The following is a 20,442-nucleotide window of genomic DNA, read 5'->3' as shown; positions in this document are numbered from 1 at the left end:
AGGTCCGCGAGGGAAGAGGAAGGGGACAGGACGATGGAACTGAGCCGACTGGGCCTGCTCCTGGCGCTGCTGATGGGCCTGAGCGTGGTAGGCGTCTTCGCCGGCATCCGCATGTACCGGGCGGACGTGAAACTGCCGAGCGATCTGGCGCTGGCCCTGGAGGTCGGCGCGAGTCGCACCGGCGCGGTGGACTCCCTGATCGACCGCATGGGCATGCGCTACGCCCCCGCCGTGCTGCGCCTGATGGGCCCCAAGCTGGTGGCCAGATACCGCCGCAAGATCGACCTCGCGGGCAACCCCGGCGGCCTGACCATCGACCGCTACGCGGCCAGGCGGGCGGTGTACGGCTTCCTCGGCGCGGTCGGCTTCCTGGTGTTCCTGCTCCGGGGCCAGCTGCTGGTCGCCCTGCTCCTGTTGGCCTTCGGCGCCTTCTGGACGGAGGTCGGCATCTGGGCGGCCATCCGGATCAGGAAGGACGAGATCGAACGCACCCTGCCGGACTTCCTGGACGTCCTGGCGGTGGTCGTCAGCGCCGGGCTGGGTTTCCGCCAGGCCCTCGACCGCGTCGCCTCCAAGTACGAGGGCCCCTGGGCCGACGAACTCCGCATCACCCTGCGCCAGATGGACCTCGGCATGAGCCGCCGCCAGGCATTCGCGGAACTGCGACGGCGCAACGACTCCGAACAGGTCGCGATGTTCGTGACGGCATTGCAGCAGGGGGAGGAACTCGGCGCGCCGATCGTCGACACGCTGGTTGCCCTGGCGAAGGACATGCGCCGCACCGACGCCCAGAACGCCCGCCGCAAGGCGGCCCGCGCGGTCCCCAAGGCCACGGTGATGATCACGACGTTCATGGTCCCGGCGACGATGATCCTGCTGGGCGCGGGATTGCTACTGGGGTCGGGGACGGACTTCGGGTCGTTGACGGGGGAGTAAGGGAGCAGGGGAGTAGGGAGTTCAGGGAGTCGGGGGAGCAGGGGGAAAGCTTGTGGCGGACGCGCAGACGGAAGGGCGATCGGAGGGCGGGGCGAACCCGCCCACGAACCCGCCCACGGACATGCCGAAGGCCCGAGGTGTGGCTGTGGCAGGCGGCGCCATTCCGGCACCCCGAGAGCGCCGCCGCTGGACGTCGTCCCGGGCGGCGACCGCGGAGCCCAAGCCCAAGCCCGAACCGGAGCCCAAGCCCAAGCCCGAGCCCGAGCCTCAGTCGGACCGGGAGCCCGAGCGCGTCGGGCAGATCTCCCTCCAGATAAACGCCCTCCAGGCGATGTGCCGCCAGGCCTTCGGGTTCCGGCTGGCGATGATCGCGCTGGCGGCCCCCGAGGCCCTGCTCAACGCGGCGCCAGGCGTCGGCGTCCGCCTCGTAGGGGCGGCCGTAGTGATCACGTTCATGGGCTCCTACGCCCTGTTCCGCGACTGGGAACGCTTCGGCCCCCTCCTCCTGCGCCACCCCACCCTCCTGGCCGCGGACACCCTCTTCACCTCCCTGCTCCTCGTCTCCGCCGGCCCCGACACCACGCTGGCCTACGTCGGCGTCTGCACTCCACTGCTCGCCGGCATGGTCTACGGCTACCGGGGCGCGGCCGTGTTCGCGAGCGCCCAGTCCCTGATCCTGCTGCTGGCCTACGCGATCGACAGGGACGCCCAGTCGACGGGCCTGGCGGAGAAGCTGCTCCTCCCGGGCTTGTGCGTCATCACGGGCGCCCTCGGCTCGTCCCTGCGCAACCTGATGCTCCGCTTCGGCACCGCCACCGAGGCCCTGACAGCGGTCCGGGCGAGGCTGGCGGTGACGGAGGCGGTGAGCGAGGAACGCGCCAGGCTGGCCCGCGAGATGCACGACTCGGTGGCGAAGACGCTGTACGGAGTGGCGCTGGCGGCGGACGGTCTGGCCCGTTCCGCGGGGTCGACGCCGATGGACCCGGCCCGTATCAGGCAGCAGGCGGAACTGGTGGCTCGCTCGGCCCGCCGGGCAGCGGCGGAGTCCCGGGACCTCCTGGCGGACCTGCGCGATGTGGCCGGCCCGCACCCCGCGACGGACCTCGCGATGGAACTGAACACCCGCACCGAGCACTTCACCACCCGAACCGGCCTGCGAGCCACGTACGGCCCCCTGGGCGAGGACCCCGTGCCCCCGGTCCCGGCGCCCGTGGCCCGCCAGCTCCTCACCATCACGGAGGAGTCCATGGAGAACGCCCACCGCCATGCGAACGCGACCCGCGTCGACGTACGAACAGGCGTCCGGGCCGGAGTGCTGTGCCTGCTGGTCCGGGACGACGGCCGGGGCCTGCCCCCCGGCACCACCTTCGAACGCCTGCGCCGCGCAGGCCACTTCGGCCTGATGGGCATGCATGAACGCGCCGCGGCGATAGGCGCCCGCATCCACTTGGGCGACGGCGGCGACGACACCGCCCGTGGCACGGAGGTCCGCGTGGAACTCCCCTTGGCGGCCCTGACGACGACGGAGGCGACCCGATGAACACCCCGCTCCGGCTCGTGGTGGCAGACGACAACCCCGTGGTCCGAGCCGGCCTGACGGCACTCCTGTCCACCCACCCGGACATCACGGTGGTGGCCGAGGCGACGAACGGCCACGAAGCCCACGAGGCGGCCCGCCGGCACCGCCCCGATGTGATCCTCCTGGACGTACGCATGCCGGGCACGGACGGCATCACGGCCCTGCCCCACCTCGTCCGCATCGCCCCGGTGCTGATGGTGACGTACAGCGCGGAGTCGGAGACGGTCCGGGAGGCCATGCGCCGAGGCGCCTCGGGCTACCTGGTCCACGGCGAGTTCACGACGGACGAACTGCTCACGGCCGTACGGGACATCCGACACAGTCGGCCCCGCCTCACCGCCACAGCGGCAACGTCCCTCGCGCAAGCAAACATCAAACCCCCAACTGCGACAAGCAATTCACCAGAACTGCTTTCGCAAGTGCAACCAGATGTGGGACAGTCGACGTCGTACCAGTCAAGGTTCCGGCTGAGCAGGAGGGAGGCGGAGATCATGGACCTCATCGCATCGGGCATGAACAACCAGCAGATCGCCGCCGCCTGCTTCATCAGCGAGAAGACGGTCAAGAACCACATCAACCGCATCTTCGCCAAACTCCACAGCACCAGCCGCGGCCAGGCCGCCGCCAAGTGGCTGGGCACGGCGCCGGGTTCACACCCGGGAGGGACCGAGCGGCGATGACGAACCGACGGTTTTCGGCCTTGGCCCGCAATTGGGTCCTGGGACCCTCTGGTGTTTCGGGTGTCCGCGCTTACTTTTCTCGCAAGACTTCTTACAACGCTTGCGAGTCCAGCGCTCAACAACCGCCGGACACCAGAGGGGACCACCATGAGCAACTGGATGAAGACCACCGTCGCACATCTCCGTTCCCACACCCCTCGCAACGACGAGGGACAGACGGCGGTGGAGTATCTGGGGATCATCGCGGTGGTGGTGGCGATCGTGTTGGCCATTACGGGGACGGACATCGGGCAGACGATCTTCGACGCGATCACGGACAAGATCACCGAAGTGACCGGCGGTTGATGCGGCCGCACAGGTCCGACGACGCAGGGCAGGCCTTCCCCATCTACATCACGGTGGTGGCGGGCCTGCTCCTTCTCGCGTTCGCGTACCTCGCGGTCGGCCAGGCCGCGGCGAATCGGAACAGTGCTCAGACGGCGGCGGACGCGGCAGCACTCGCGGCGGCCCTGGACACGCGGGACAAGCTCACGGACGAGTGGGTGGAGAACGTACTCGACCCGACGAAGTGGCAGGACATCTTCGACGGTGTGGGTGCGGCCCTCGAAGGATGCGGACGCGCAATGCAACTGGCGGCGCAGAACGACGCCACCGCTCTCTGCCGGCCGCAGTTCGGACTGCCGCCGGGCTACGAGGTAGAGGCCACGACCACTGAACCCGTCGGTGACTCCATCGTGCCCGGTACCGAGACCGTGCGCTCGAAAGCGACGGCCACCGCCGTGATCGAGCCACGGTGTGAGTTCGAACTCCCGGATCAGGAATCGGGAGATGGTGGAGACGCCGTCCTGCCGCAGCTCATCTGCGAGGACAGGAAATGGACCCTGGACCCGGACGATCTGGACGACCTCCCCGGGCCCGAGGACCTCTTCGATGTCCATCTGGCCGACTGACAAGCGATCGACGAGTGACGAGGGAAGCAGAGGCATGAGCATTCGGTTCACGGCGAAGGCCCACAGGGGGATGGTCGCGCTGACCGTTGCGGCTGGATTGGCCCTCGGCGTGGCCGGCTGCGGCAGCGGCGGGGACGATGACAACAAGCCGGAGGCTTCGGCGTCAGCCACCACGGATCGTGGATCCGACCCGAGCGCTCAGGAGGGGCAGGCGGACGAGCCCTTGGCGGAGCTGAAAGGTTCGGACGGACTGCTCCTGCAGATCACCTCTGCCAAGCGTGACTCCGGTGGGTTCGTCACTGTGAACGGCAACCTGAAGAACGACGGGGACAAGAGCACTTCGGTCCCCTCTGCGTTGAGCGGAAACGAGACCGAGATCATCAGGAACGGCAGATCTCTGGGCGGTGCCACGCTCGTCGACTCGAAGAGCAAGAAGCGGTACTACGTCCTGCGGGACACGGACGGCCGTCCGCTGACGACGACGGGCTTCTCGACCCTCAAAGCCGGCGAGACCATCGCAGTCTTCATGCAGTTCCCGTCCCCGCCCACAGGCACATCAGAGGTCACCTTCCAACTGCCGACCTTCGCCGCCGCCACCATCCAGATCTCCGGGTGAGGCCATCATGACCCGCACCCCCCGCCTCCCCCTCACCCTCACCGCAGCCACGCTCATGGTCGCCGCCAACCTCCTCGGCGCCACGACGGCCGATGCCGCGGACGATCCCAGCGTCCCGCCCGGTACCGAGGCGACAGCAGCCGCCCCCGTCGAGGTGGACGCCAACGACCCCGACCTGAAGCTCCCCGAAGGCGCGACGCTCGCCGAGGCCAAGGTGCTGGACATCAAGCAGGTCGTCGAGGACCAGGCCGGCGAGGAACGCCGCGAAGACACCAACGCCGACGTGAAGTTCGCCCTCCAGGCCGAGGTCCTCTTCCCCAAGGACAGCGCCAAGCTGACCGGCGAGGCGAAGGCCCGTATCGGGGAGATCGCCGAGGAGATCAAGACCCAGAACGCCACTCGCATCCGGGTCTTCGGCTTCACCGACAACCTGGGCTCCTCCGCCCACGGCGACGTCCTGTCCAGAAAGCGCGCGAACGCCGTACAGGGTGTCCTGGAGTCGGAACTGAACGACTCCACAGTCACCTACGAGGTCCGCGGCTACGGCGAGCAGTACCCGATCTCCTCGAACGCGACGGAGACGGGCCGCAAGAAGAACCGCCGGGTGGAGGTGTCATTCCCGCGCTCGGGTAACTGACCGCGACAGCAAGCGCCTGGCGTTCACATGACCACGCCACCCGTCTCCTGAAGGGCTTACCTCGAGGCGACGCAGGTCACCCGATCCTGGCCCAGGTCACGAGCGCGAAACAGGTGGGGACCGGGCACGCCAGGGCGCCCAGGAGGAGCATGCGGGCCGCCGGCGCCAGGCGGCGAACGCCAGGTGCGAAGGCGAGCGCGGTCAGCGCGGCGGCAGCGCCCGCCACGGTGAGGCAGAACGGCCACAGGAAGCCTCCGACCGGTTCCCCCGCCGCCGCGGCCCACACCGCCACGATGCTCACGAGAAGCGTCAGAAAGCCAAGTGATACCAGGGTCAGCGCCCACAGTCCGCCTGCCGCCACGGCAACGGCAGTCTCACCCCGACTGGGCGTGTACGTCGGTCGATAGGGGCCGTACAGGGCGTCGTATGCCTTGGGGCTCAGGTTCACCGTCGTTCCTTCCGTGTGCGGTGTGCACGATCCTCACCTCTGGGACACCGTCACGGCATGGGGGCGGATACTCACATCGAGCGGGCCGGTACTCAGAGCCGCTCAGGGTGGGTACCTCCCGTGCGTACCCACCCCGAGTCTGCGCCGGCGCTGTCCTGCCGGGCCGGTCTAGTAGTTGGCCGCGGCTCGCCTGTCCGCGGCGCTGTACGCGGTGCTCGCTTCGCGGACCGCGTTTGCGATGGAGTTCAGGGCCTGGTGGATTTCGCGGGCCTTGATGTCCCACTCGCGGTGAAGGCCGTCGGCGGCGTTCTTGGCTTCGCCCTCGAAGAAGGCGGAGATGTCCTTCATCCGCTTCTGGAGGGCTTCCAGGTCCGTGTCGAGCCGCTTTGCCTGAGTGGTGATGTCCGTCGCGGCGCGCTCGAGTTCCGCATAGGTGACGAGCATGGTGCCGTTGTCTACTGCCATGGGTTCTCCAACTGGCGTTCGGGAGTTTGGGTGTCAGGGAGCGAAGGGTGGTTCGTCCTGCGTGTTACATGCCGGAGAAAGCCGAGGTCCTGCCGCCGCCCGTCGGTCCTGTGCCTGCGCTCGAGCCCGAGCTGCCTGTGTCGACGCCCTGGAGCGCCTGGTAGACCTCGTCGTCGGTGCTTCCGGCGATGCGGCGGTTGTCGTTGACCGCGTTCTGGAAGCGGACGAGCAGGTTGCCGATGTTGGCCATGCGCTCGTTGATCTCGGTCTGCTTGCGGTCGAAGGACACGGCACCCTGGCCCTGCCACTTGCCTTCCACACCGTCGATCACGGCGTGCAGCTGCTGCAGTTGCTGCTTCACCGAACCGAAACGTTCATTGAGCTCCTGCTCGAACTGCCGCAGTACGTCATCTGTGACCTTCTGAGTTCCTGCCATCTGTTCTTCCTTTCCGGTGCTTCACGGTGCTGTGGAGAGCCCGACGGCTTGGAGAGGGTGCCGGGTTGAGTGATGCCTAAATGCGCCGCCGTGAGACGCCTACGGCCTTGGCGTCAGGCTGAGTTGTCGGCCCGCTCGGGGGCCTGCTGGAGTGCCGAGGCGTAGTCGCCCTGCGGCAAGAGCTCACCGGTTCGAACATCACCGGCATCACCAGCGCTGCCAGCATCGCCGGCATCACATGCATCACTGGCACATGGCATGACGGTCACCCCCCCCCGTTTGCTACGACCGCCGGTCATTGCGATCGCGGTGACGGAAACGTCACCGATTGCACGCGCATCACTCTAACCACCGCCACTGACAGGACCAACAGCCTTCTCGGCGCGCCCGGCGGCGCTATCCGGCCGTCCTGCTCCGCCTGTTCCGCCTGCCGTCCCGTACCGCCACCGCCCCGCCCCCGATGACAGCCACCAGCACCAGGCTGCCCACCACCGCATAGGTCCCCAGCCTGACGGCACGCTCCTGCGGGGTTTCACCGAGGGGGAGTCGGGCCACCGTGGGGGCCTCGGCGCGCTCGGTGCCCGCGTTGCTCGGTACCGGGTGTTCGATCGGCTTGTCGTCCTCCGTCAGGGCGCGCACGGGGTCGACGACGCCCCAGCCGACCAGGCGGTCGTGACCGGGGATGGAGCGTTCCGCGGTCTGCATGATCTGGGCGGTGATCTGCTCCTGCGTCCACCGGGGGTGCTTGGCCTTGATCAAGGCCGCGACGCCGGCGACGTAGGGCGCCGAGAAGCTCGTACCGTTGTCCGCGCAGTGTCCGCCGCCGGGGACGGTGGAGACCATGTCGACGCCTGGGGCGGCGACGTCGACGAACTCGCCCGACTGGGAGAAGGCCGCGCGTTCGTTGTTGCGGTCCGCGGCGGCCACCGCCAGGACGCCTTCGTACGACGCCGGGTAGGTCTTCTTCACATTGCCACCGAGGCCGTCATTGCCCGCTGAGGCCACGATGACGATCTCCTCGGCCAAGGCGTTCTCGACCGCCCGCGCCAGTCGGGGCGAGGGCCTGACCGCGTCGGCCGTGTCCTGGGAGATGTTGATGACGTCGGCCTTCGCCTCACTGACCGCGTAGTCGATGGCCTTGGCCAGGCTCTCGGTGTCGCCGTGGCCCTCGGCGTCGTTCTGCTGGATCGGGATGATCGTCGCCTTGGGAGCCAGGCCGACGAAGCCCGTGCCCTTCACCGGCCGGGCGGCGATGATTCCCGCGATCTTCGTGCCGTGGCCCACCACGTCGGTGGTGCCGTTCTCGCTGCCGCGCTCGATCTTGTTGCCGTTGTCGTCCGTCAGGTTCTTCGGCAGGAAGTTGCGGCCGCTCTCGGCCTCCACCGCCCGGGTGAGCTGAGGATGCTTCACGTCCACACCCGTGTCGATGACCGCGACCCGCACTCCCTCGCCCATCGACTGCTCCCACAGCTCGTCCAGCAGGACCCGTTGCAAGGCCCATGGGCGGCCCTCGTACGGCTTACCGTCGAAGGTGCACTGATCTGCGGCGATGGCCGTCGGCGCCGGCGGCACGCCGACGAGCACGGAGGCGACGGCCCCCGCTCCGGCGAGAAGGCGGGCGTGGCTCCACCGCCCCTCCGGGCGCCTCGGGCAGCGATGCGTACGCATTCCTACGCCCGCCCCCTCACGAGCCCTGCGGCTGCCGCGCCGCCCCCGACGAGAGCCGCGGTCCCGTCGGCAGGAACGCGGACCACGCGGCCGGGATCGGAGCCGGTGTCACATTCTGGTAGCCCAGACGGTCCTGCGCCCGTTGGGCCTCAAGCAACGCCTCCGCGCGCTGCTTGCGCTTCTCGGCGGCCGAGCCTGAGGAACCGATGCCCGCGTCGTCCGTCTCGCTGTCGCCGTTGGACTGCATCGCATAGCGCAGGCCGGTGTCGGTCACCAGGAAGAAGAAGCCGGAGCGGGTCGACGACCCCGTGAACTGGCGGAAGAACTGGCCCGATCCGGGGGTGACGTACGCGCTGCTAGAACCGGTGGGAAGCGGGGCGGGGAATTCCGTGCCCGCCCAGGTGCTCAGGGTCGTGCCACCTCGGTCCTCGTCCACGTCGCGCAGGACGTTGCAGAGTGTGCTGCGGCCGTTCTTGGCGCTGCCGGGCGAGTTGACCGGTTTCGGTTCCTGCTGGGGCCAGGTCCGCTCCGCGCCGAACGGCTCTCCGGGTGTGAAGCTGATGGCATTGACCGGCATCGCCCGGCTCGCCTGCCCCAGTTCGTCCAGCTGCTTGCTGCTGAGCAGAAGCTTGGCCATGAAGTCGGAGACCGGCGCCACCCGCCCGCGCAGGACGACGTACTTCTGCATCCTGGTGCCGGACGGCGCCTCCAGGACCATGCCCACCCTGTTCGCCTCTTCCGGCAGCGTGCCCTGGATTCCGGCGTCGACGCCGGGGGTGTCCTGGATCCGCGGGAAGGTGATGGTGTCGCCCTTGTGCAGGGTTTTGAGCCAGCCGGCCGAGACCCGCTGGGGCTCCCGGTTCTCGCCGACGATCTGGCGCAGCAGCGGTTCCTCGTTCTTCACGGGGTACGCCGTGCCCTTGGCGTCGACGACGTAGCGGGTGCGGTCCGGGCCCGGGCCCGCCACGTACATCAGCTCGCCGCCGCGCAGCCGCTGCGTACCCTCGGTCCGGTCCATGTCGCGCTCGGCGAGGACGAACGCGGCCTTCTGGATGGCACGGCCCCCTTCACCGGGGCGCTCGCAGACGGCCCACCGCTTCTTCGAGCCGGCTTCCCCCGAGTCCGGCAGCCGGTCGGGGGCGTAGGGGATGCCGAGGGTGGGGCCGTGCGGGATCTCGCCGTTGTCGAGGACGGATTCGTCGACGTTGATGATTTTGCCCTTGTCGGGCGTGAGCAGCAGCTTCGCCGAGGACATGTTCAGCACCGGGTGCAGCTGTGTCTTGTCGTCGGTCGTCAGAATCACGTACCGCGTGGTCGACTTGCTCGAGATGATGATGTGTTCCCCGGGCTTGTCCCAGTTCCGCGGTGCGGCGGGCTTGAACATGCCCCAGGCCCCGAAGCCCGCGAGCAGGACCGCCGCGATGACCGCACCCGGCACGACCGCGCGCAGGGGGCGTGGCCAGCCCTCCTCCGTGCCGTTCGGGTTGGGCTGCAGGAACTGCCCGACCAGCCGCCGTCGCGCGAAGGTGTAGGCGTTGAGCTCGTCGCGCCGTGATGCCATGGTTAAGGTGCCTCTTTCCCCCGTCGGTCGAATCATCGGTTCAGGTCGTGTACGACCCTGCTCTCAGGAGGAGAGCGAGCGCATCTCGTGGTACGCGCCGAACACCGCAAGACACAGCGGCAGCAGCGTCAGCAGGACGAACGTCTCGGCGATCTCCAGGAACCGGCCCCAGAACGGGGTGACCCCCTTGCTGGGGACGACCAGAGCGATCGCTGCGATCGTCCCGGCGACGACGGCCACCGCGACCGCCAGCCAGATCAGCCTGATGTCCAGCGCCGCGTCGTCGCCCCGCAGTGCCTCCAGGACCATCCGCGCGGGCGGGTTGAGGGAGAGGCCGAGTCCGAGGAGGACCAGCGAGGCGAGACCGGCGGCCAGAGTGCAGCCCACCTGGACGGCGTGCCGGAACAGACGGGCGCGCATCAGCAGGGCCAGGCCCGTGGTGAGGGCGAGCAGTTGGGCCCAGAGACCGTCGGAGAACCCGAGCACCGCGGCGGCTCCCGTGGCGACCAGCGCACAGCCGCCGACCAGGCCCATCAGCAGTTCGTGGCCGCGTCGCGCCTGGGCCGCGATCCGTTCGGCGTCGATCGCGGCGGCCGGTTCCGCCTCGTCGTCCTCGGCGTAGTCACTTCCGGCTGCGGTACGGGGCGGATCGAAGCCGATGGGCAGGCGGGCGAAACGGGTGGCGAGACCGGGCAGGAACGCGAGCGTGCCCACGGCGAGCGGCGAGCAGACAGCAGCGGACTCGACCGGCCGCATCTCGGTGAGGATCGAGACGAACGTCAGCAGCATGCCGATGGCCGAGGCGAAGGCGAAGGCGACGAACGGCCCGTCGCCGCTCGGTGTGAGGATCACCAGCACCACCGACCCCACCAGCACGACAGCGCAGGCGAGCAGGAAATGCAGCCGGCCGATTCCCTCGCCGGCCGGGAGCGCCGCCAGCCCGCTGCCCGCGACGCCCAGGTTCGCGAGGGCCCCTGTGCCGAAGGCCACGGCCGAGCCACGGTCCGTGTACACCCGCGCGCGTACCGCGGCGATCGCCAGGAGTACGACGCCCGAGACCGCGGTCACGATGCCCGCGAGTCCGTGCATGTCGTGCCGGATGTCGGAGCTCCACGCGACGAAGGCGAGCAGCACCAACAGGACGGTGGTGGCGAAGAGGCCGGCACTTCGCAGGAGTTGGTCGTTCCACAGTGCGCGGTCGCGGGTGACCGCGCCGGCGGTGGCGTGCGAGACGTCGTCGAAGACCGCCGGAGGGAGGGAGTCGGAGAAGGGGCGCAACAGCAGCAACTCGCCGTCGACGACGCGTTGCGCGGCCAGCGAGCGCCCTTCGTCGAGTACCGTCCCGTCGCGGCGCACCAGGTGGTACCCGACCGGGGCGCCCGGTGCCGGGGTCTGACCCGACAGGCGCAGGATCTCCGGACGCAGGTGAGCGAGCGGAATGTCATCGGGCAGCGCCACGTCGACGCGGCTGTCGGGTGCCGCCACGATGATCCGGCGGAAGCCGGTGCTGCGGGTGGTCGGGAGCCCCGGACCGGCCATCTCCGGCCCTGTCAGGCGCGGTCCGGTCGTCCCCGGTCCTGTCTGCGCTCCCGGTCCTGTCTGCGCTCCCGGTCCTGGATGGACCCCCGGTCCTGAACGAGCCCCCGGCCCGGCCTGGGCTCCCGACCGGGGCTGTACTCCCGATCCCGGGTGACCACCCGTGTTCCCCGCGTCTCCGGCCGATCGAACCGTCCTGGACACGTCCCTGCTCCCCCTCGCGGTGCTTCTCGAAATCGCGGGCCGCGCCGCCCTCCCCTGCGCGCGTCCGGCTCACTCGGATTCACTCGGCATCACCGTGAACGGCACCGAGCCCGTTGGTCGTTCGCTGGTGCGCACGCGCGTTGCGCCACCCTATCGCCCGCACTGTCAGTGGTCGCCAGTAGCATCCAAGGCGGATGGAGTCGGCGCCACGGGGGTGCGGACAAGGGGCTCTTCAGTCCGTTAGGGGGACGGGTCAGTTTTGAGCCAGATCATCGTCAAACGGCCGACCAGGGCCTTGCCCGCCGAGGTGCCCGCCGATCCGGTGCAGTTGCAATCCCCGCCCGAGTTGCCCCGGGGGCAGCAGGAGGGCGTGCTGATGCAGCTGCTTCCCATGCTGGGCATGGGCGGTTCCGTCGTCTTCTTCTTCATGACGCCCAACCCGATCATGCGCATCATGGGCATGGTGATGATCGCGTCGACGGTGGCGATGGGCATCGCGATGCTCGTCCGCTACCGGCGGGGCACCCAGGGCGAGCTCGCCGACATGCGGTGGGCCTATCTGAAGTACCTGGCCAAAACCCGACGTGCGGTGCTGACCACCGCCCGAATGCAGCGCGACGCGCAGTTCTATCTGCACCCGGCTCCCGAGCAGTTGTGGGCCCTGGTCGCCGAGGGCAGCCGGGTCTGGGAGCGGCGCATCAGCGACGACGACTTCGGGCAGGTGCGGATCGGTCTGGGCACCCAGCAGCTCGCCACTGCACTGATCGCGCCCGAGACCGCTCCGGTGGACGAGCTGGAGCCGCTCACCGCCGGGGCCATGAAGCAGTTCCTCACAGCGCACGGCACCCTCGAAGGTCTGCCCATGGCGATCTCGCTGCGCGCCTTCTACCACCTGACGATCAGCGGGGACGAGCAGTGCGTCCGTGCGTCGGCACGTGCCGTCGTGGCCTCCCTCGTCTCGCTGCATTCTCCCGACGACCTCGTCATCGGCATCGCGGCCGGGCAGGACACCGCCCAGCACTGGGAATGGGCCAAGTGGCTGCCGCACGTCCAGACCGAAGGCAGCGACGGAGCGGGCAGCCGCCGTCTGATCACGACCGACGCGGCAGACCTGGAGCTGCTGCTCAAGGAGCGGCTGGAAGGCCGGCCCCGGTTCCAGGGCGGCGGCCAGCCGCTCCTGGAACAGCCGCACATCGTCGTCGTGCTGGACGGAGCGGCACTGTCGCCGCTGTCGGTGCTGGCAGCGGCCGAGGGGCTGCAGGGAGTGACCATCGTCGAGGTCGTGCCCGGCAGACTCACCGGGGCACGCGGTGGTCTCTCCGTCGTGGTGCACCCCCATACGCTGCGCCTGGAGTCCGGAGGCGGCCTGGCCTACGAAGGCACCCCCGACCGCCTCGGCGAGGAGGCCGCCGAGGCACTCGCTCTCCAACTCGCCCCGCTGTACATGGCGTCCGGCAGCGACTCCGACGAGCCACTGCTCGCCAATCTGGAGTTCACCGATCTCCTCGGCCTGGACGACGCGGAATCCGTGGACGTCAGCCGGACCTGGCGCCCACGCACGCGCACCGAACGCCTGCGGGTGCCCATCGGTGTCGGCGAGGACGGCACCCCGGTGATGCTGGACCTGAAGGAAGCCGCCCAGGAAGGCATGGGCCCGCACGGTCTGTGCGTCGGCGCCACCGGTTCCGGTAAGTCCGAACTGCTGCGCACTCTTGTGCTCGGCCTCGCGGTGACCCACTCCTCGGAGACCCTCAATTTCGTCCTCGCGGACTTCAAGGGCGGTGCCACCTTCGCCGGTATGGCGGATCTGCCGCATGTCGCCGCGGTCATCACCAACCTCGCGGACGACCTCACCCTCGTGGACCGCATGGGCGACTCGATCCGCGGCGAACTCAACCGCCGCCAGGAACTGCTCCGCAAGGCGGGCAACTACGCCAACATCCACGACTACGAGAAGGCCCGCTCGCTGGGCTCCGCCCTCGAACCGATCCCGTCCCTCGTCCTCGTCATCGACGAGTTCAGCGAACTTCTCGCCGCCAAACCGGATTTCATCGACATGTTCGTCCAGATCGGCCGCATCGGCCGCTCCCTGGGCGTCCATCTGCTCCTGGCCTCGCAGCGACTGGAGGAAGGCCGCCTGCGCGGCCTGGAGACATACCTGTCGTACCGCATCGGTCTGCGGACGTTCTCCGAGGCGGAGTCCCGCGCGGCGCTGGGCGTCCCGGACGCCTATCACCTGCCGAACATCCCCGGCTCGGGCTATCTGAAGTACGGCACGGACGAAATGGTCCGCTTCAAGGCGGCCTACGTGTCCGGCGCGCACCGGCCCCTCTCCGCCCGAGGCACGAGCGCGGACGGTCCGCTGCCGGTGGACCGCCGTCCCGTGCCGTTCACCGCGGCGCCCGTCCCCGTGCACCACGTCCAGCCGGACCCGCGCACGCAGGTGCCGGACCCGCGGGCGGGGGACGGTGACGACGCGCAGGCCGAGACCGTGCTCGACGTCGTCGTCCGCAGGCTCGCCGGGCAAGGTCCGGGCGCGCACCAGGTGTGGCTGCCACCGCTGGACAACCCGCCGTCGCTGGACGCCCTGCTCCCCGGACTCGCCGGCGTCGAGGGCCGGGGCCTGACCCAGCCCGGCTATCAGGGCGCAGGCCGCCTCGTCGTGCCGCTCGGCGTGGTCGACAAGCCCTTCGAGCAGCGGCGCGACACGCTCTACCGGGACTTCTCCGGTGCCGCGGGCCACATGCAGATCGTCGGCGGCCCGCAGTCGGGTAAATCGACGCTCCTGCGGACGGTCGTCTCGGCCTTCGCGCTGACCCACACTCCGCACGAGGTCCAGTTCTACGGTCTGGACTTCGGCGGTGGCGGCCTGTCGGCCGTCTCCGGACTGCCACACGTCGGCGGGGTCGCCTCACGCCTGGACCCGGAGCGGGTCCGCCGCACGGTGGCCGAGGTGTACGGGATCATGTCGCGCCGCGAGGAGTACTTCCGCAGCGCGGGCATCGACTCCATCGCCACGTACCGGAGGATGCGGGCACGCGGTGAGATCTCGGTGGCGGACCAGCCCTGGGGGGATGTCTTCCTGGTCATCGACGGCTGGGGGAACTTCCGCACCGAATACGAAGCCCTGGAAGCGGCCGTCCTCGACATCGCCGCGCGGGGCCTCGGCTACGGCATCCATCTGATCCTCACCGCGTCCCGTGCCATGGAGGTCCGCGCCAACCTCAAGGACCTGCTGATGAACCGCCTCGAGTTGCGGCTCGGCGACACCATGGACTCCGAACTGGACCGCAAGGCGGCCGGAAACGTCCCGGCGGGCGTGCCCGGGCGGGGGCTCACTCCAGAGGCACTGCACTTCATGGCGGCGGTGCCCCGTATCGACGGCATCCACTCCGACGGCGAACTCTCCGAGGCGACCGCCGCCATGGGCCGCGACCTGGCCCGCCACTGGACCGTGCCCGGCGCACCCGCGGTCCGTCTCCTGCCGCTCCGTCTCCCGCTCGCGGAGCTGTCGGCGGGCCCTTCGTCTCCGGACCGCGGTGTCGCCTTCGCCCTCGACGAGAACAACCTGGAACCCGTATTCGTCAACTTCGACCAGGATCCGTTCTTCCTCGTCTTCGGGGAGAGCGAGTCCGGCAAGTCCAACCTGCTGCGCCTGCTCATCAAGCAGCTGACGGATGTGCACGACGGGGACTCCTGCAAGCTCTTCGTCATCGACAACCGCCGCTCGCTTCTCGACGCGACCCCGGCATCCCACCTGGCCGAGTACGTGCCCATGTCCAACGCCATGGACCACCACGTGGAAGCCTTGGCGGACCTGATGCGACGCCGTACTCCGTCGCCCGACGTCACGGCCGACCAGCTCCGCGAACGCAGTTGGTGGAGCGGCCCGACCGTGTTCGTGGTCGTCGACGACTACGACCTGGTGTCGACCTCCAGCGGCAACCCACTCGCCCCGCTCACGGAACTCCTGCCCTTCGCCCGCGATGTGGGCATCCGTTTCATCGCCGCCCGGAACACCGCGGGCGCCGGACGCTCCTCGTACGAACCCTTCATGCAACGCGTCAAGGAGCTCGGGGCGCAGGGCGTGGTGCTCTCCGGCGATCCGAACGAGGGCGACATCCTGGGCAACGTACGCCCTCGCCAGATGCCGGAGGGCCGAGGCATCTTCGTCTCCCGGAAGCGAGGGAACCTCTTGGTGCAGACAGGGCTGATGGGAGGGCAGGAGCAGCCGTGAGGGCGTGCACGCGCCGGTCACGCGTCCACGGTCACCCGAACCCCGACCCGAACCCCCCACCCCGCCGCCATCACCCCGGCCTCCGCCTCCAGGACGTGCCGGGAGCGGAGGCGGGGCAGGCCGAGGCGGCCCGGGGACATGGTGCGGACGGCGATGACCTTCAGATGCCGGTCCAGGTACGCGACGTCGATGGGGATCCGCATGCCGAAGGTATGCACGCTGTTGGCGGGTGAGAGGAGGATCGCGCCGTCCACGGAGTCACGGCCCAGCAGGCCACGGGTGCGGGCGCGGTACGACGTGGCGATCTCCAGCGGTACGCGCACCTCGCCCCCCTCGCCGTGAACGGTGAGCGTTCCCCGACCGTCCCGCAGCCCACCACGCCACCGCCCGCCCATCCCGGTACCTCCGCCCGAAAGAAGTTGTCCGCCCTGTCGGGGCCGGGTAGGAAGACTCGCATGACCGGACTCGGCGCGGTATTCCGCCCCCAACTCGCCCCCGAACGCCTCCGATCAGTCGCCCGCATCGCCGACGAGACCGGCCTCGAGGAGCTGTGGCTCTGGGAGGACTGTTTCCGGGAGGGTGGGATCTCAAGTGCCGCCGCCGCTCTCGCCTGGACCGAGCGGGTCAGGGTCGGCATCGGGCTGCTGCCCGTGCCCTTGCGGAACGTCGCCGTCACCGCCATGGAGGCCGCCACCCTGCACCGCATGTTCCCGGGCCGTCCCATCGTCGCCGTCGGGCACGGCGTGCAGGACTGGATGGGGCAGGTCGGGGCTCGGGTCGAGTCGCCGCTGACTTTGCTCCAGGAGCATCTCGAAGCGCTGCGCGCCTTGCTGCGAGGGGAGCGGCTGAACGTCCAGGGGCGGTACGTCACGCTCGGCGACGTGGCCCTCGACTGGCCGCCCGCCGAGCCGGTGCCCGTCATCGCCGGCGTCACCGGGCGCCGCTCGCTGCGGCTCTCGGGAGCGTTGGCCGACGGGACGCTGCTCACCGCGTCCAGCACGGCCGAGGACGTCCGCCGGGCCCGGCAACTCATCGAGGAGGGACGGGAGTCGACAGGGCGGGCTGGTGCCGAGCGGCATCAAGTCGTCGTCTATCTGCTCACCGCCACCGGGGCCGACGGGCCCACCCGCCTCCAGGCCGAGCTCGCCGCGGAGGGACTCGGATCCGTCCAGGGCCTCGGTGCCGCCGGCGACGCGGGCGCGGTGGCCAAGGCGGTTCAGCGGCTGGCGGACGCCGGGGCCGACACCGTGGTCCTTCAGCCGACGGGGGACGAGCCCGACCCGGAGGGCTTCGTGCGGTTCGTGGCCGAGGAAGTGCGGCCGTTGGTGCCGTAGGGCTGCCCGCCCGTGCGGACGGAGCAGCTCGGCCGCGCCGTGGACTGGCTTCGCTGTGCCCCGGATCAGCCCGCCCGCGCCCGCGGCCGGCCCGCCGCCCTTGCCGACCTGCCCGTCGGTGCAGGCCCGTGCGTCGGTTTCGTCATGGCGTGGATGATCCCCCAGCGCCACCTACACCGAGCAAGAGTGCTCGAGCCCAACCGCGGGCATGGGCCGCCGCACCTGCTCATAAGGCAGCGGCCCGCACGCCACCCTTCCTCACGGCGTCGAAAACCCGCAGCGGCCACAGACGGTGTCCTGCGATCATGACCGCATGGGACAAGGCAACGGGTCGAGCGGGTCGTTCGAAGCACTGGTCGCGGAGGGCGTCGCCGTGCCGACCGAGGGCTGGGACTTCTCGTGGTTCGAGGGCCGGGCCACCGAGGCGCGGCCCAGCTGGGGGTATGCCGTCTCCCTGGCCGAGCGGCTGGCCGGCGTGACCACGGCGCTGGACCTCCAGACCGGGGGCGGGGAAGTCCTCGACTTCGCCCTCGGCCGGGCCTCCAAGGCGCCCGTGCTCACCGTCGCCACCGAGGGCTGGCCGCCGAACATCGCCAAGGCCACTGCCCTGCTCGCCCCGCGCGGCGTCGCGGTCGTCGCCGCGCCCGAGGACGCCCCGCTGCCGTTCGCCGACGGCGCCTTCGACCTCGTCAGCAGCAGGCACCCGGTCAGCCCGCACTGGTCCGAGATCGCCCGGGTCCTCCAGCCGGGCGGCAGCTACTTCGCCCAGCACGTCGGACCGCGCAGCGTCTTCGAACTCGTCGAGTACTTCCTCGGTCCTCTCTCCGAGGAGCAGCACGACGCCCGCCACCCGGACGGGGAGCGCGCCGCCGCCGAGGCCGCCGGGCTGGAAGTCGTCGACCTGCGGGCCGAGCGGCTGCGCATCGAGTTCTTCGACATCGCGGCCGTCGTCCACTTCCTGCGCAAGGTCGTCTGGATGGTGCCCGGTTTCACCGTCGAGGCCTACGAGCCCCAGCTCCGCTCCCTGCACGAGCAGATCCGGTCCGACGGCCCCTTCGTGGCCCACAGCGCCCGGCACCTGATCGTGGCCCGTAAGCCGAGCCCCTGATCGACCGCGCACGCGGCCCCGCCACCCTTCAGGCATGCGGCCCCACCGTCACCTCCCCCACCACCAGCTCCGCCGTCGCCTCCAGCACGGCCCCCACCCGCTCCACCTGTTCTCCCAGTTCCCGTTCCTGCCGTCCCGTCAGGCGCCGTCGGCCGATCAGCTCCACCGTGATCGTCGTACGACGACCCCGGCGCCGCTGGTGCCAGACCCCGGCCACCACGCCGTCCATGAGGAGTACCGGGAAGTTCCCCGCCTGTCCTCGCGCCAGCGCTCGCCGGTACGCCTCCCCGGGGAACAGCGACTCCCGAGGCTGCGCGGCGATGGCATACGCGTCGAAGTACGGCAGCAACCGCACCCCCCGCACCGGCCCGCCCGCGAACTCCGTGTCACCCGCGGTCACCCAGGCGCCCTCCGTCCCCTCGAAGGCGACCTCCTCGATCTCCCCGCCCTCCGCCAGCTCCCGGAACAACCCCGCTGCCCAACTCGCCGGTGCCGCGAGCCACTTGGCGAAGTGCTGCGGTGTCGCGGGACCGTAGGCGCGCAGATACCGCCGTACGAGTTCACGCAGGGCCGGCTGCCCGGGCAGCGGATCGAAGGACGGCGGGCGGGTGTACGTCACCTTCCGCCCCCGATCGGGGCCGAAGCACAGGGCGCCCGACTGGCCGGCCCGGTGCATCACCTGCCGCCAGCGCGGCCAGAGGTCCTGGAAGGCCTCCATCACCCGGTCACCGGCCCAGGGACCCGTGCGCGCCACGACCTCCTCGCCGAGCTCGTCCACGGTCAGGCACACCCCGTCGAGCGCGTCCCCGATCGCCGTCACGATCTGCCGCGCCTGTTCCTCCGTCACCCGGGCGTCCGGCGGGAACGGGCTCGAGCCCGTCGGAATCGCGGTCAGAGCACCGCACCACAGCGGCAGTTCGGCGGCCGGCAGCAGATGGACCGTTCCGCGCGGGCCGAACGTCTTCACCAGGGAGCGCTCCTCCCACAGTGCCGCCCGTACATCAGCCCGCGTCACCCCCGCCGCCCGAACCCCCACCGACACCTCGGCCGCGGACAGGACCTGCGCATGGGCGCCCAGCATCGCCCCGACCACCTCGTCGAGCGCAGTGCCGGGCGCCGCGGGCCGGTCCAGGAACTGCCGCCCGAGCCGTCGCGCACTGGCCTCGTCCCAAGTCGCCATCGCCCTCTTCATACGGCGACGTTAGGCCGAATGTAGGTCAGACGCCGTCCGCTGCTCCCCGCTCCCGCCCTGACGCTGAACAGCTGGAACACCTGCAGTACTGAAACAGACGACTGGCCGACTACGGTGCAAACCGGGAATCCATGACCAAATGCCTCACATCTCCTGCGCATCGATGGCGCCCTCGCCTTCTCCACATCGTTATGGCGGCCAGCTCGATTTACCCCCGCCCCTCACGTAAGTTCAGACCAAGGTAATTCGCGTACGCAAAGCTGCGCGGTGGCACCGCGCAGTGGAGGGGGCTGCGCGGTGCGATGCCGTCATCCCAACCCCTGCTGGACGCGCGTCGCATCGAATCCGTGTTCGTCCGGCCGTGTGCCGCGTCAAGCGGGCGTTCGCGGTCGGGGTCACCCGGGGGAGGGATACCCGGACAAGCCGCCGAGCGGCCCCCAGCAGCTCCCAAGTGGCGGCAAACCCTCTTCAATCCTGTGGATCCACCCGCACCCCCATGCGTTTTCCCTGGAAATCAGCCACGGTCCGGTCATGAATCCGCCATGAACCGCCGCTCAGGCACTCCTCCGGCACCCCTCCGGCGACCACCACGGCGTCGCCGAACGATTTCGGAGAGTAGTTGTGGCATGCCAATGCGCGCAGCATCACTTACGAAGGGTTATGGTGGAAGCCCCCCCTCGGGCCGGTCCGTCTCCCCCCCACGGACCGGCCCGTTTTTTGTGCCCGCACGAGGGGCGCACACCTGTATCCACGCGAGGGCTCGCGCAGGCGCCCGCGTCCCCCCATTACCTTCTTGGTGGCCCCGCAATGGGGCGCCCGGCCTCCGGAGTTGGCATGACTTTCTCCCCCTGTCGA

The 20,442-nt window shown here is 69.9% G+C and carries 19 protein-coding genes; 10 read left to right on the top strand and 9 right to left on the bottom strand.

What is annotated here, in order from left to right:
* The first annotated feature begins 48 nt into the window (after window positions 1-48).
* The 7 genes from ACHBTE_RS30210 to ACHBTE_RS30180 all read left to right on the top strand — a co-directional run bounded on the left by ACHBTE_RS30210 (window position 49) and on the right by ACHBTE_RS30180 (window position 5,398).
* Window positions 49-936 (top strand): DUF5936 domain-containing protein, encoded by an 888-nt coding sequence (locus ACHBTE_RS30210; protein ID WP_394727931.1) that lies wholly within the window; start codon window positions 49-51, stop codon window positions 934-936.
* A gap of 121 nt (window positions 937-1,057) precedes the next feature.
* The gene (locus ACHBTE_RS30205) at window positions 1,058-2,476 is read left to right on the top strand and encodes a sensor histidine kinase (RefSeq protein ID WP_394727929.1); all 1,419 of its coding nucleotides are present in this window, start codon (window positions 1,058-1,060) and stop codon (window positions 2,474-2,476) included.
* Window positions 2,473-3,195 carry a response regulator gene (locus tag ACHBTE_RS30200; protein ID WP_394727846.1) on the top strand — a complete coding sequence of 241 codons (723 nt, stop codon included), beginning with the start codon at window positions 2,473-2,475 and terminating at the stop codon, window positions 3,193-3,195. Before ACHBTE_RS30205 ends, ACHBTE_RS30200 begins: the two co-directional genes overlap by 4 nt.
* Window positions 3,196-3,342: 147 nt before the next feature.
* Entirely contained in the window at window positions 3,343-3,540 is a 198-nt protein-coding gene (locus tag ACHBTE_RS30195) for a Flp family type IVb pilin (protein WP_394727844.1), read from the top strand.
* Window positions 3,540-4,145: a pilus assembly protein TadG-related protein gene (locus tag ACHBTE_RS30190; protein WP_394727842.1), complete on the top strand. Its 606-nt coding sequence runs from the start codon at window positions 3,540-3,542 to the stop codon at window positions 4,143-4,145. The genes ACHBTE_RS30195 and ACHBTE_RS30190 overlap by 1 nt, the downstream gene beginning before the upstream one ends.
* A gap of 34 nt (window positions 4,146-4,179) precedes the next feature.
* Complete coding sequence (locus ACHBTE_RS30185; protein WP_394727840.1) at window positions 4,180-4,761, top strand: hypothetical protein; 582 nt, start codon at window positions 4,180-4,182, stop codon at window positions 4,759-4,761.
* A gap of 7 nt (window positions 4,762-4,768) precedes the next feature.
* Window positions 4,769-5,398, top strand: coding sequence for an OmpA family protein (locus tag ACHBTE_RS30180; RefSeq protein ID WP_394727838.1), 630 nt, complete (start codon window positions 4,769-4,771; stop codon window positions 5,396-5,398).
* A gap of 76 nt (window positions 5,399-5,474) precedes the next feature.
* Here ACHBTE_RS30180 and ACHBTE_RS30175 read toward each other — a convergent pair whose 3' ends face one another.
* The 6 genes from ACHBTE_RS30175 to eccD form a co-directional block, all read right to left on the bottom strand.
* A complete protein-coding gene (locus ACHBTE_RS30175) occupies window positions 5,475-5,846 on the bottom strand; it encodes a hypothetical protein (RefSeq protein ID WP_394727836.1) in 372 nt (123 codons plus the stop codon).
* 168 nt (window positions 5,847-6,014) lie between these two features.
* Window positions 6,015-6,311 carry a WXG100 family type VII secretion target gene (locus tag ACHBTE_RS30170; RefSeq protein WP_394727834.1) on the bottom strand — a complete coding sequence of 99 codons (297 nt, stop codon included), beginning with the start codon at window positions 6,309-6,311 and terminating at the stop codon, window positions 6,015-6,017.
* A 64-nt stretch (window positions 6,312-6,375) separates the two neighbouring features.
* Window positions 6,376-6,747 carry a WXG100 family type VII secretion target gene (locus ACHBTE_RS30165; RefSeq protein ID WP_394727832.1) on the bottom strand — a complete coding sequence of 124 codons (372 nt, stop codon included), beginning with the start codon at window positions 6,745-6,747 and terminating at the stop codon, window positions 6,376-6,378.
* A gap of 396 nt (window positions 6,748-7,143) precedes the next feature.
* Entirely contained in the window at window positions 7,144-8,415 is a 1,272-nt protein-coding gene (gene mycP, locus ACHBTE_RS30160; RefSeq protein ID WP_394727830.1) for a type VII secretion-associated serine protease mycosin, read from the bottom strand.
* A gap of 16 nt (window positions 8,416-8,431) precedes the next feature.
* Window positions 8,432-9,976 carry a type VII secretion protein EccB gene (gene eccB, locus ACHBTE_RS30155; RefSeq protein WP_394727828.1) on the bottom strand — a complete coding sequence of 515 codons (1,545 nt, stop codon included), beginning with the start codon at window positions 9,974-9,976 and terminating at the stop codon, window positions 8,432-8,434.
* A gap of 63 nt (window positions 9,977-10,039) precedes the next feature.
* A complete protein-coding gene (gene eccD / locus ACHBTE_RS30150) occupies window positions 10,040-11,515 on the bottom strand; it encodes a type VII secretion integral membrane protein EccD (protein WP_394727826.1) in 1,476 nt (491 codons plus the stop codon).
* Window positions 11,516-11,975: 460 nt separating this feature from the next.
* On the opposite strand from eccD, the gene eccCa reads away from it, so the two are divergent.
* Window positions 11,976-15,953: a type VII secretion protein EccCa gene (eccCa, locus tag ACHBTE_RS30145; protein ID WP_394727824.1), complete on the top strand. Its 3,978-nt coding sequence runs from the start codon at window positions 11,976-11,978 to the stop codon at window positions 15,951-15,953.
* Window positions 15,954-15,970: 17 nt separating this feature from the next.
* On the opposite strand, the gene ACHBTE_RS30140 is transcribed toward eccCa, so the two are convergent.
* Window positions 15,971-16,348, bottom strand: coding sequence for a DUF192 domain-containing protein (locus ACHBTE_RS30140; protein WP_394727822.1), 378 nt, complete (start codon window positions 16,346-16,348; stop codon window positions 15,971-15,973).
* Window positions 16,349-16,408: 60 nt separating this feature from the next.
* On the opposite strand from ACHBTE_RS30140, the gene ACHBTE_RS30135 reads away from it, so the two are divergent.
* Window positions 16,409-17,287 (top strand): LLM class flavin-dependent oxidoreductase, encoded by an 879-nt coding sequence (locus ACHBTE_RS30135; protein ID WP_394727820.1) that lies wholly within the window; start codon window positions 16,409-16,411, stop codon window positions 17,285-17,287.
* A gap of 313 nt (window positions 17,288-17,600) precedes the next feature.
* Window positions 17,601-18,395 carry a methyltransferase domain-containing protein gene (locus ACHBTE_RS30130; RefSeq protein WP_394727818.1) on the top strand — a complete coding sequence of 265 codons (795 nt, stop codon included), beginning with the start codon at window positions 17,601-17,603 and terminating at the stop codon, window positions 18,393-18,395.
* 28 nt (window positions 18,396-18,423) lie between these two features.
* Here ACHBTE_RS30130 and ACHBTE_RS30125 read toward each other — a convergent pair whose 3' ends face one another.
* Together ACHBTE_RS30125 and ACHBTE_RS30120 are read right to left on the bottom strand one after the other, a co-directional pair.
* Window positions 18,424-19,587, bottom strand: a complete 1,164-nt coding sequence (locus ACHBTE_RS30125; RefSeq protein WP_394727816.1) for a winged helix DNA-binding domain-containing protein — start codon at window positions 19,585-19,587, stop codon at window positions 18,424-18,426.
* 468 nt (window positions 19,588-20,055) lie between these two features.
* Window positions 20,056-20,235, bottom strand: coding sequence for a hypothetical protein (locus tag ACHBTE_RS30120; RefSeq protein WP_394727814.1), 180 nt, complete (start codon window positions 20,233-20,235; stop codon window positions 20,056-20,058).
* Between the last annotated feature and the right edge of the window lie 207 nt (window positions 20,236-20,442).

Origin of the sequence: Streptomyces sp. M41, from assembly GCF_043673425.1 — a bacterium.
Lineage (GTDB): Bacteria > Actinomycetota > Actinomycetes > Streptomycetales > Streptomycetaceae > Streptomyces.
The sequence above is the reverse complement of the archived record's forward strand: the minus strand, read 5'-3'. Positions and strand labels throughout refer to the sequence as shown.